Genomic DNA, 12,576 nt, shown 5'->3' with positions numbered 1-12,576 from the left:
AGCCGCCTGCCCCTGGGCACCAGCAGCGGCCCGGCACCGGGCACCCCAACCAGCAACCGCCGATGGCCGCTGGGCACCCCAGCCAGCCGCAGGCAGGTCAGCGCGGCGTTTGGCCCACTGCGCAAGGGAACCCGCCGCAGCCGGGTCGACCGGTGCCGCCTGGGTACGCCCAGCCTCCGTTCCACAGTGGACAGCCGATCCCGCCGCCTCGCGGTACGGGCTACCCGCAGCCTCCCGCGACCGGCCGCGCGCCGGTTCCGCAGCAGCCTGCACCGGGCATGCAGGGCTACCCCCAGGGCCAGCCCCCGCACCCCCAGCCGACCCCGGCCCACCCGGGCACCCGCCCGCCCGCGCAACCCCAGCAGGCGACGGTCCCCCCAGCCGACCCGAACCGAGCCGACCCGCGCCCGCAGCCGGAGCCCGCCCTCCCAGGCACCCCCGCCTCCGGCCGGCCAGACACCACGGGCAAGCCGAGCGACCCTGCGGTCACCCCGGACGCCACGTCCACCGCCCGCGACACCGCTTCCACCCCGGAAGCCACCTCCACCTCGGACACCAGCTCCGCGCCCACCACCGGCCCCACCCGCGACAGCGACCCCACCCCCAAGCAGGACCACACCCCCGAACGCACCGACGACACGGCGTCGAACAAGCCCGACTCCACGCGCGACGCAGACACCTCCGAGCCGGCCTCCGACCCCACCCCAGCAAAGTCGGATCCCACCGAGCCGGAGTCCACATCGGACCAGGACCCGACCCGGGACACCCCGCCCCAGGACGACCCCACCCGAGGCGACGCTCCGCAAGACGCCTCAACCCGGGATCGCCCCACCCAGGACGACCCCGCGCAGAGCGACCCGTCCGACGACCACCCGACCCAGGACGACCCCCGGCAGGACGACCCCACCCAGGACGGCCCTTCCTCGGACGGCCCAACCCGGGACCACACCGACTCGGACGACCCAACCCGGGAGCGCCCAACCCAAGACGACCCGGCTCAGGAGCGCCCCAACCAGGACGCCCCCGCCGAGGACGACGCCAGCCAGGACCGCCGCACCCAAGATCGCCCCACCCAGGACGACGCCACCCAAGACCGCCGCACCCAAGACGACCCAACTCAGGACGACCCGGCCCAGGACGACCCGGCCCAGGACGACCCGGCCCAGGACGATCCGGCCCAGGATCGTCCGGCCGAGGACGACGTCGACTCCACCCCAGACGATTCCCCCGACGCCGACCAGCGGCCCGACGAGTCCTTCCTCAAGGACCCCAACTACCGCACCGACGACCCCGCCCACTACCGCCGCATGCGGGAGACGCTCATCAACAGCGTCGTGCGGGACAACGGTGAGCTTCGGCATGACCAGATCCACCGCGAGGCGCTCAACGCCCGGGATCGGAATCCGGACTACGCGCACATGTCCGACCTCGGTGCCGTCGCCGTCCGGACCTACACGCACAACGAGGGCTTCCAGGAGGTCAACCGCGCCCTGCGCACCGGTGAGGACCTCGACAAGCACCTCGACTACGCCCGGACCCTCGTCTCCGGCCTCAACGAGCTCCGCCCGCACGTCGGCCCCACCGTGCGGTTCATGGGGGTCGGCGAGGGCAAGGCCGGGGCCCGGCTGCTGGCCGACCAGTTCCCCGAGGGGGAGGTCTACGTCGAGCCGGGGTTCATGAGTTCGTCGAAGGTGACCGACACCCACCGGAAGGCGTTGACCGACTCCGCGCCAGTCGAGCTGCGGATCATGTCCAAGACCGGGCGCGACATCGAGGGGCTGTCGTCGAAGCCGCATGAGCGCGAGGTGCTGTCCAAGCCGCGCACGCAGCTCCTGGTGACCCGCAAGGAACTCGTCACCGTCCCCGGCAAGGTCAACTTCGACGGCACGGTCGGTCCCAGCACCACCAAGTGGGTCATCCACGCCGAGGAGATCACCCCGGACCACCCGAAGTGGATGTCGCCGGAGGAGGTCGACCAGCGCATCGAGGAGCAGCGCGCCCGGACGCGCGGGGCCGACGACGTGCGGGCCAACCACTTCGCCGACGCGCTCGACCCGCTCGGCCTGCACCAGGGCAAGGAGACCGAGCCGACCGAGATCGCCGAGGACCGGCGGCCGGAGATGTACGAGCCCGCGGACGGGTGGGGCTCGCTCGACCGGCCCTCGCCGTCGCTGCCGACCCCGGCCCTGCACCACGACACCGTCGCCAGCGAGGAGTCCGACGGCACCCCGCAGCGGCAGCGCCGCCTGCTGGACGAGATCGCCCCACGACTCGAAGGCGTCAACCGCAAGTTCTACGAGTCCGACCCGGCCTACCAGAACAACGGCGCCGAGTCCGTGCTCGCCTACGAGCACCGGATGGCGCACGACTCCCAGGCCGTCGCCGACCCCAGCCCGGAGGGCAGCGACCCGGCCGCCCAGCGCGACGCCCTGCGCTCCCAGCTCGGCGGCGAGTGGACCAACCACAACTCCCTCGCCGACGCGGTCGACAGCGCCCGGGACCTCCCGATTGGCTCGCGCACCGCGCTGTCGGTCGAGCACACCGATCCCGGCCCGCCGCCGACCCAGAAGCACTCGGTGCTGCTGGCGCTGAGCACCGAGCACGGCGTCGCGCTGGTCGACCCGGCAGGCAACCGCCTGGCGACCGTGCCGGACAGCACCTCGTCGGTCCAGTCGCTGCCTTACCACACCGGCGACGGCCCGGTGCACCCCGACAGCCACGCCGCGCGGGCGGAGAGCGGCCCGTCGGCCATCGAGCAGGCCCTCAACGGCCCGCCCAAGTCCGACACCCCGCCCGCCCCGGCGCCCCCGGACACCTCGATCGCCGACCGCCTCGGCGGCGGGGACACCGCGCCCGACTACTCGGGCTCGCCCGACCAGCAGCCCGACACCTCGTCCCGGCTCGACGGCCCGCCCCCGGGCAACCACGACTGGTCGCCCCTCGCCCAGGCGACGAACCCGCCGAGCGAGCCCGCGATCCACGCGGGCACGGCGAACCCGGACCAGGACGCCAGGTACGTCGCGGAGAACCACCCGGAGCTGGCCGCGGTCAACCCGCACTTCACCGACCGCGACGCCTGGGCCAACGGCTACCAGACCAACTGCACCAACGGCGTCGTCGCCTACATGCAGCGCATGGTCGGGACGGACGCCACCGCCGACCCGATCCGCCCGGAGCGCCTGCACGAGCTGGGCACGCTCGACCGCGTCCAGGACGCCCTCGGCGGCACCTTCGAGCCCCACCGCGACTACGACAGCGTGATCCGCACGATGCGCGACGCCCCACCGGGCAGCCACGCCGTCGTCGCGGTGCAGTACGCGGACTCGTCGGGCCAGCTGCGCGGCCACGTCGCCGTCGTCACCAACACCCCCCACGGCGTCGCGTTCATCGACCCGCAAACCGGCGGCCTGATGAACCTCCCCCACCCCCCGCACCGCCTCGACCTCCTCCCCGTCGACCTCAACCAGGTCGCCAACCGCACCACAGGCGGCACGGACGCGCGCACCCCCGCCGCCGACACCCAGCCCCCGACCGGCGAACCCGCAAGCGACACCCGCCCCTCGGACCCCGAGCGCCCCGACACCCCAGGTCAGCCCGAACGCGCCGAGACGGGCGCCGACACCCGCACCCCCGCGCACCAGCCCGGACCCACCACATCGGACACCGACGCTCCGACGAGCGAGTCCGACCACACCGCAGCGGACAGCGACGGCACCCCCGGCACCCCGCAGCCCACCGACCGCGCACCGGGAACCGATAGCCCGAACACGCAAGAGCGCCCGGCTTCGGAAACCAGCGGCACCCCGGGCCAGCCCGATCGCACCACGCCGGACACAGATCCCACGGGCTCCCCACAGCAGTCCGACGCCACCCGCACCCCCACCACGAGCGAGCCCGACCGGATCGCGCCGGCCCCCGACGCCACGAGCGAGCCCGCACGCACCCCGGCGGACGCCGACGCCACCCGCTCTCCCGACACCGACCGCACCGCGGCGGACACCAGCCCCGCACCCGACACGGGCCGAGCCGAGTACACCACTTCGGACACCAGGACCACCGACACCACGGGCGGACTCGACCGCACCGCAGCGGACAGCGACACCACCCGCACTCCGGACACCACAAGGCCCGCCGAACGCTCCACGCCGGAAGCCGACCCCAGCCGCACCTCCGACACCACGGGTCGACCCGAAAGCACCACCCCGAAGCCCACCGAGCGCTCCACGCCGGAAACCGACGCCACGCGCTCCTCCGACACCACGAGCCGACCCGAGCACAGCACCTCGGACGCCAACCGCGCCCCGGACACCCCAAGGCCCACCGAGCGCCCCGCGCCGGAAGCCGACACCAGCCGCACCTCCGACCCCACCGGCCGGCCCGAACACACCACTGCCCGCACTCCGGACACCACCAAGCCATCCGAGCGCCCCACGTCGGAGGCCGATGCCACGCGGGCGTCCGACTCCAGTGATCGCGCGGCCGAGCGCCCCCCGGCGAGCCCCGAGCAGCAGCAGCCCGTCAGCTACGGCTCCGCCCCGGAGTCCGACGGCACCCGCCCCACCCCGGCCCAAGCCGTCGACGCCGCTCGCCAAGCCGCTGCCCAGACCCGCACCGACACCGGCGCCGTCGACCCCGACGCCGCCGCCGAGCTGATCAACAGCCTGCCCACCCTCCCCGACGCCTCCGAGGAGTCGATTCGCCAGCTCGCCAGCACGGTGTTCGACGGTGAGGTGACGCTGGAGCCGATCGGCGGGCGCGATGGGCGGGTGCGCACCGAGCGGCCCGTCTACCGGGTGCTGGTGGATGGCGAGCCGGTCGGGGTCGTCAAGGTCGTTCCTGACGCGGATGAGTTCGCGTCGGAGATGTCGGCGGCGGATCAGTTGCACAACGCGCAGCTGAACAACTTCACCGTGCCCGACGTCCTCGCGGTCGCCTCGGTGCCGGGGCCGGACGGCGATCGGCGCGGGGTGCTGTTCTCCTCGTTGGCGCCGGGGACCTCCGTCGACGCGATGCTGCGGCGGGTGCCGCTGTCCTGGGACCGCGACGGCGCGATGCGGGATCTGCACGACGCGGTGACCGGGGTCGCGCGCGGCATGGCCGAGCTGCACCGCGGCAGCGACCAGCGGGCGACGCCGGACTACCTCGCCCCGCACGCCGACGCGATCCGCGAGCACCTGGAGCGCTTGGAGGCCCGGCGGGCGATCCTGGACGAGCGCGGCATCGACCTCGACGAGATCCGCGCCGCGGTCGACCGGACCCTCGACGCGGCCGCCGCCGACCCCGGCCCGGCGAGCCTGGCCCACGGCGACGCGCACCTGGGCAACTTCCTGTGGGACCCGGACGCGGGCACCAGCATCATCGACGCCCCCACCATGCACCAGTCGATGGACTCCACCGGCGCCCCGACCGGCTCCCCCGCCCGCGACGTGGCGCTGTTCGACCAGCGCATCGGCCACTTCGGCCACGAGTTCGGCCTGACCCGCAGCGAGATCAACCAGCTGCGCACGGCCTTCGCCGAGACCTACCAGCGCAACGGCGGCCCGGCCACGCCGCCGCACGTGCGCGCGATGTTCGACGCCCGCGCGGCGATGCACCGCCTGGCCCGCGCGGTCGAGCGCTTCGAGAACCGGCCCGAGCCCCGCCGCGAGCCCGACATCGGCGCGGCGGCCGCCGCCCTGCAGGACGCGCTTGGCCTGGACAGCACGACCTCCAACGAGGTCGCCAACGGCTTCGCCGGCGAGCTGCCGGGCACGCCGGAGTTCCGCCGGTCCTGGGTGGCGATCGACAACTTCCGCAGCTACATGGAGCGCACCGCCGACCCGCAGACCCGGGCCCGGTTCGAGGCCGAGCTGGCCGGGCGCATCGCCGACCTGCAGGCCCGCCAGACCGCGGCGTTCAAGTCGCTGTGGAAGGACCTGTTCCCCAGCAAGTCCAACGAGTACGCGCTCTCCCCCGACGGCGCGGCCCGGGCCGAGCGCCTGATCCAGGGCTTCACCGACGAGGCCCGCGGGCTGCTGGACGACCTGGCCTCCTTCGCCAACAGCACCGGCGACCCCGACCTGGCCGAGGGCCGGGCGGAGGGCACCATCGACCGCGAGGGCACCGAGGCGTGGGAGGCGGGCTTCCGCGAGGTCCAGGCCAAGATCGACAAGGTGCTGTCGGAGTTCAACTACCGCGGCAACCCCATCGGCTACATCGGCAGCATGCAGACCGGCTGGCGCGGCGCGCACAAGGGCAAGACCCGGTTCGACCCCAACGACTTCGACGTCGACCTCTACGTCGTGGTCGACCAGGCGACATTCGACGAAATCGTCACCAACAACCCGATGCTGGACGCCGACGCCGACAAAATCATGCCCGACGGCACCCGGCCGCGCGATATCGCCCGCCTCGGCGCGCAGATCGGCGCGGCGCTCAAGGAGGCCTTCCCGCACGTCAAGGGAATCGAGGAATCGGTGATCGCCATCCGCGCAGTGCAGCCCTGGTGACCCGACTAGGATGCCGGGGAGCGCAGCCCCGGACGTTCCGGCCACGTGAAAGGAGTGCCGAGTGATCAGACGCCAGGAGATCTTCCTCAACGTGCGCGCGGACACCGACGAGGAAATCGAGCAGGTGGCCCAGCGGGTCGGGCAGGCGCTCGGCTGCGCCTTCGCCGAAGGCGAATACCAGCGCTGGTACGCCCAGGTCGCCCTGGTGCTCGGCCTCAAGCTCTCGCTGGTGCCGGTGCGCGGGATCGGCGGCAAGAAAGTGGCGAAGCTGGTCAGCTCGGTCGCCGAGAAGGGCTTCCTCTTCGCCCCCGACGGCAGCGACGACGTCGAATACGACGACGTGGACATCAGCGCCTACATCGCCGACCTGCTCACCATTCGCACCGGATTGCAGTGGTACCGGCCGACGCGGGAGGACCGCGCCGCGGAAATGCAGGGCGTCGCCGAGTTCGACAATTGGCTCGGCCAGTCCGGGCCGGAGCCGACCATCGACGAGGAAGAAGAATTCCCCGGTGGACGCGGCTGAGGCGATCGCCAGGGCCACCGCGTGGCTCGACGAGCTGAACCGGGCCGCGCCGGGCAATCCCGTGCGCGTGGACCCCGGCTCGGTGGTGCGCGGCCCCGAGGGCTGGTACGTGCCCTACAACGCGATCGCCTTCCTGGACCACGGGCAGGCCGGTCGGCAGATCTTCCCGCCGCCCGCGCTCATCGTCGGCGAGCCCGACGGCGAGCTGCGCTTCGCGCACCCGCACGCGGGCGGCATCAGCACCCCGGTCAGCCTGCCGGGGCAGCCCGCCGAGCACGAGGACGTGGACCCGGACTACGCCGAGTCCGGCCTGGGGCACCTGGGCGTGCCGCGCGCGGTGGTGCGCGGCTGGCGGCAGGTGGACGCCGAGGGCAGGCAGGTCGGCTACCGCCCCAACCCCGACTACCGGGTCGGCCCGCTGCAACGCGGCTTCCCCGCGCCGGAGAACCCGCTCGACGCGCTCGTGCTGTTCGCCCAGCAGGGCTGGGTCGACCGCGCCCGGTTCCTCGCCGGGCTCACCGAGTCCGAGGTCTTCGTCGAGGCCAGCGCCCCCCACCAGCTCGACCTGCGGCAGTTCGACCACGAGAACAAGCGGCTGCGCGTGTTCACCGCGACCCGCCACCTCCCGCCGGACGCGCGGGCGCTGCTGCGCTACGACCTGGCCACCCTGATCGAGCACACCCCGGACCCCGCGACGACGTACCTGCTCAACATCGGCTGGACCGACGTCCCGGTGACCCGCGCGGAGCTGGCGCAGAGCTTGGCCGCGCTCCCGCGCCGCGCGCCGCGGGTGCACGAGACCGGCATGGTGGACGAGCTGACCCCGGAGCTGGACGACCTCGCCGCGCGCACCGCCGCCGAGGCCGGGCTCGCCGCGCCCGAGCGGATGCCGCAGCAGGCCGGGCCCGCCGCCCGGCAGCGCGGCTACGAGCTGACCTTCCAGGAGTGCTGCGACACGGTCCGGGCCGTCAACTGGCTCAAGAAGCCGGAGAACGCGCCCGTGCGGCAGATCGCGCGCACCAAGCGGTACCGCGCCGACGGCAGCACGTACCCGGTGGTCGACACGTTCGGCAAGTACCTCCTTGAACCGGTCGAGGAGGTGCGGTACGGCTGGCACCGCGTGGTCGGGGCGTACGTGGGCTTCGCCATCGGCGAGGCGCTGGGCTCCGCTGTGGACGGTGTGCCGCTGGAGCGCATCCGCGCCGAGCACGGGCCGGGCGGGCTCGGCGGCTACGGCAAGCCCTACACCCGGCCCGGCCAGATCGGTCCGCTGACCCAGCAGCTGCTGTTCCTCACCGAAGGCGTGATCCGCAGCCCGTACCGCGGCGCGCCGAGCGGGGAGCTGGCCCTGCGCCGGGCGATCCGCCATGCCTGGTGCCGCTGGGTGAACACCCAGGGCATCCCCTGGCCCAAGGCCGACGGCCTGCTGACCAACGTCGTCGACCTGCGCGCCGATCGGAACCCCGATCCCGCCGAGTTCGCCGCGGCCAGGGCGCTGGTGCTGGGCACCCCGCAGCCGCGGATCAGCGGCGCCGGGGTGCTCGTGGCCGCGCTGCCCGCCGCGCTGACGCTGGCGGGTTCCGAGACCGGTTCCGCGGCCCGGGCGGCCCGGCTGGCCGCAGGCGTGCTCTACCGCGACGAGTCGGACCTGGCCGCGGTGGCCTACCTGGCCGAGCTGTTCCAGCAGTTGCTGACCAAGGACATGTTCAGCGCGCCGGTCTGGGTGGCGGGCCGGGACGTGCCCGCCCCCACCGACGAGATCGCCGCGGTGGTGGCCGAGTCCATGCCGGACTTCCGGGTCGGGGAGGCGGACCACCGCGACCCCGAGCTCATCGGCGACGGCCGGTCCGCGGTGTCCGCGCTCGGGCGGGCGTTCGCGGCGGTCACCGGCTTCGAGAACCGGCCTGCGGCCGCGCTGCGGCGGGCGGTGAACCACTCCGGGCGCAGCGCGCTGACCGGGGCGCTGGTCGGCGCCTTCCTCGGCGCGCGCACCGGGCTGCCCGGCCTGCCCGCCGAGCTGCGGGAGCCGCTGGAGCTGCGGGCGCTGATCGAGGGCGTCGCCACCGACGCCGTGCTCCACTTCGACCGCACGCCGCCGCCGGTCACCCGCTCGGCGGACTGGCTGCGCCGCTACCCCGTGGGTGACCTGGAGTGACCGTGTCCGACATCGTGTACGAGGAAGTCCCGGTCGTCGACAGCGAGTGGGACGGCTCGGCGCTGCCGGGCGTGCCCGCCCCGGACCGCGCGGTCCTGCGCTGGGAGCAGGTGCCGCTGGACGCCCGGTGGCTGCCCAACGGCCCCGCCCGGCCCAACCCCGACTACGTCGACGGCTACCGCTGGATCGGCGGAGCGCCCCCGACCAGCCGGCTCGACCTGCTCGCGGGATACCTCTACCGGCGGTGGATCTCCCGGGAGACCTTCCTGCGGCACGTGCTCGACTGCCCGGTGTACCTGCCCGCGGAGATCCCGGCGCGGATGACCGCGGTCCCGGTGGCGGGCTCGCTGGAGAAGGTGCCCGCGCTCTACCCCAAGGTGGTGCGCACCCAGCTCAAGGTGTGGCGGCGCACCGCCGACCCGCGGCTCTCGGCGTCGGTCAAGGTCGGCGTGCCCCTCTTCAACGTGGCCATCAGCGCCGCCGAGCTGTTCGACACCCCCGAGCTGGACACCCCGGAGATCGAGCAGGCCGAGCTGGTGCTGCCCGAGCTGGAGCCGGGCGTGGCCTGCGCGGACCTGAGCCGGGCGGGCAGCGCGGCCCGCGAGGGCGGCCGGGGGTTCTCCACCGCCGAGGCCCGCAGCTACGGCGCCGCGGCCCGGATCTGGCAGGACAACCTGGAGCGCCGCCGCGCCGGTCAGCCGGAGAGCTGGCCGGAGGACCTGCGCGCCGCGGGGTTGGTCGAGCGGTACGACGCGGACGGTGCGCTGCGGCCGCGGCCGTGGAACTTCGGGAAGTTCGGGGCCGAGGCGCCCTACAGCGCCTTCTCCGCCTTCGCGCTGTCGGGGGCCTACGTCGGCTTCGCGCTCGGCGAGGCGGTGGGCCTGCTGGCAGAGTCCGGGCAGCACCCGGACGGCGCGCCGCTGCGCTGGGGCCCGCTGACCCGCCACCTGCTGGCCCAGTCGGTCGCGGTGATCCGCGCCTTCGCCGACGAGGACCGCGCGGTCCCGCCGTCGCTGCCCGTCGGGGAGCCCAGCTGGCTGACCGCCGTGCTGGGCGCCGAGCTGCCGCCGCTGGCCGGTCCCGCCGCCCTGCTCACCACCGCGCTGCCCGCCGCGGCGGCCTGCGGCGGCCGGGTCGGCGACACGACCTCCTTCGGCATCGATGTGGCAAGCGCGCTGTGGGGGCCGGACGCGGACCAGCAGACGCGCAGCAGCATCGGGACCCTGGTCCGGGTGCTGCACAAGATGCTCGACCGCGAGTTCCGCTGGCCGACCTGCGTCCCGCTGCGCGAACTGGCCCGCGACGGCCTCTACGCCTCGGCGCAAGCCCTGCTCGACCTGCGCGACGACCGCGGCGCCGACGACGAGGACCAGCTCGACGGCCTCGGCGACGGCCGCTCCCCCGGCTCGGTGCTGGCCCGCGCCCTGCTCGCCGCGGCCAAGCGCGACTACGACCCGACGACGGCCCTGCTGCTGGCGGTGAGCCACCGCGGCGACCTGCCGCTGACCGCCGCCATCACCGGGGCCCTGCTCGGCGCCCGCCACGGCACCGCGGGCCTGCCCGCGGCCTGGGTCGCCGCCCTCGACCGGCTCGGCGTGGTGGAGAACGTGGCCGAGGACACATTCGCCAACTTCGCCCTGCACGGGATCTGGCGGGAAAGCCAGTCCGACCGGGAGAACTGGCGCAAGCGCTACTGGCCGGACGCGCCGCCCGTCGAGCGCTAGCGGCTGAAGTGTCCTCATTAATCGGTTGATCTCCAGCTAGGTCGACCTCCTAGGGTTCGGCCCCATGACGAATACCGTTGCCGATCCCCCGCGCGCCACGGCGAGGGAATGGCTGGGGCTGGCGGTTCTGCTGCTGCCCACGATGGTGCTGACGATGGACCTGACCGTCCTGCACCTGGCGATCCCCGACATCAGCGCCGATCTGGCGCCCTCGTCGGCGGAACTGCTGTGGATCACCGATGTCTACGGCTTCCTGGTGGCTGGCTTCCTGCTGGTCATGGGCAACCTCGGCGACCGGATCGGGCGGCGCAAGCTGCTGCTGGTCGGCGCGGCGGCGTTCACCGTCGCCTCCATCTTGGCGGCCTACGCGCCGAACGCGGAGCTGCTGGTCGCCGCGCGCGCCCTGCTCGGCGTGGCAGGCGCGACGCTGATGCCGTCCACAATGGCCTTGATCCGCACGATGTTCGCCGACGAGCGGCAGCGCGCGACCGCGATCAGCCTGTGGATGGGCGGGTTCATGGTCGGCGGCCTGCTCGGCCCGCTGGTGGGCGGCGCGATCCTGTCCTTCGCCTGGTGGGGCGCGGTCTTCCTGCTCGCGGTGCCGGTGATGGTCCTGCTGCTGGTGGTCGGACCATTCCTCCTCCCCGAGTCCAGCGACCCGGCGCCGGGGCGCATCGATCTGCTCAGCGCCGTGGTCTCGACCGCCGGGATCCTGGCGCTGGTGTACGCGCTCAAGGAGGCCGTGCAGCACGGCTTCGGCCTGCGGTTCGCCCTGGGCCTGGTGCTCGGCCTGGCGCTGCTGCTGGCCTTCCTGCGCCGCCAGACCCGGCTCGACGACCCGTTCCTCGACCTGGCCCTGTTCCGCCGCCCGGTGTTCGGCATCGGCATCGCCACGATGACCGTCGGCGCCGCGGTGATGCTCGGGTTCAACCTGTTCACCGCCCAGTACCTGCAGCTCGTCGAGGGCTACAGCACGCTGGCCGCGGGCCTGTGGCTCCTGCCGCAGACCGGCGGCATGGTGGTCGGCCTGGCCGTGACGTCCGCGATCGCAACCCGGGTGCGCCCGGTCGTCATCCTGGCGGGCGGGATGGCCGTGGCCGCCGCGGGGTTCGTCCTGATGGCACTCACCGTCGGCACGTCCTTCCCCTGGTTCATCACGGCGACCGTCATCGGCGCGGCAGGCCTGGCGGCCCCCTCCGTCCTGGCCACCACCGTCGTCCTCTCCGCTGCGCCGCCGGAGCGGGCGGGGGCGGCCTCGGCGATCTCCGAGACCAGCAACGAGCTCGGCGGGGCCCTCGGCCTGGCGGTCCTCGGCACCATCGGCACCGCCGTCTACCGCTCCTCGCTGTCCCTCCCGGCCGAGCTCCCCACCGACACCGAGGACGCCGCCCGCGACTCCATCGGCGGCGCGCTCACGACGGCAGGCGACCTGCCAGCGCACCTCGGCGCCCAGGTCACCGAGGCCGCGCAGCGGGCGTTCGTCGACGGCACGTCGATCACGGCCTACGCCGCCGCGGGGCTGCTGGCCGCGATGACCGCCATCGCGGTGGTCGGCCTCCGCGGCCTGGCGCCCCAGAAGGCCGAGCACTAACGGGGTTCCCACGCGCGCCGGGCGGTCCTCCGCGGAGGGCCGCCCGGCGCGCTTCGCCCTGCTCCTCCCCCGGGGGATAGCTCGATGGTCGC

The 12,576-nt window shown here is 74.0% G+C and carries 5 protein-coding genes; all 5 read left to right on the top strand.

What is annotated here, in order from left to right; all coding sequences use genetic code 11:
- Window positions 1-278: 278 nt before the first annotated feature.
- Entirely contained in the window at window positions 279-6,488 is a 6,210-nt protein-coding gene (locus ACWEPX_RS16050; protein WP_451897927.1) for a toxin glutamine deamidase domain-containing protein, read from the top strand.
- A 61-nt stretch (window positions 6,489-6,549) separates the two neighbouring features.
- The gene (locus ACWEPX_RS16045; protein WP_451897926.1) at window positions 6,550-7,014 is read left to right on the top strand and encodes a hypothetical protein; all 465 of its coding nucleotides are present in this window, start codon (window positions 6,550-6,552) and stop codon (window positions 7,012-7,014) included.
- A complete protein-coding gene (locus ACWEPX_RS16040; RefSeq protein ID WP_451897925.1) occupies window positions 7,001-9,169 on the top strand; it encodes an ADP-ribosylglycohydrolase family protein in 2,169 nt (722 codons plus the stop codon). Before ACWEPX_RS16045 ends, ACWEPX_RS16040 begins: the two co-directional genes overlap by 14 nt.
- Before the next feature lie 2 nt (window positions 9,170-9,171).
- Entirely contained in the window at window positions 9,172-10,893 is a 1,722-nt protein-coding gene (locus ACWEPX_RS16035) for an ADP-ribosylglycohydrolase family protein (RefSeq protein WP_451897924.1), read from the top strand.
- A 64-nt stretch (window positions 10,894-10,957) separates the two neighbouring features.
- Window positions 10,958-12,484, top strand: coding sequence for an MFS transporter (locus tag ACWEPX_RS16030; protein WP_451897923.1), 1,527 nt, complete (start codon window positions 10,958-10,960; stop codon window positions 12,482-12,484).
- The last annotated feature ends 92 nt before the right edge of the window (window positions 12,485-12,576 follow it).

The sequence above is a fragment of the Actinokineospora sp. NPDC004072 genome (genome assembly GCF_053604195.1).
This window is presented reverse-complemented; position numbering and strand designations above follow the sequence as displayed.

Excerpts from the sequence above, each read along its gene's own strand:
- ACWEPX_RS16030 (WP_451897923.1), top strand. The coding sequence starts at position 10,958 with ATGACGAATACCGTTGCCGATCCCCCGCGCGCCACGGCGAGGGAATGG.
- ACWEPX_RS16050 (WP_451897927.1), top strand. The coding sequence starts at position 279 with ATGCAGGGCTACCCCCAGGGCCAGCCCCCGCACCCCCAGCCGACCCCG.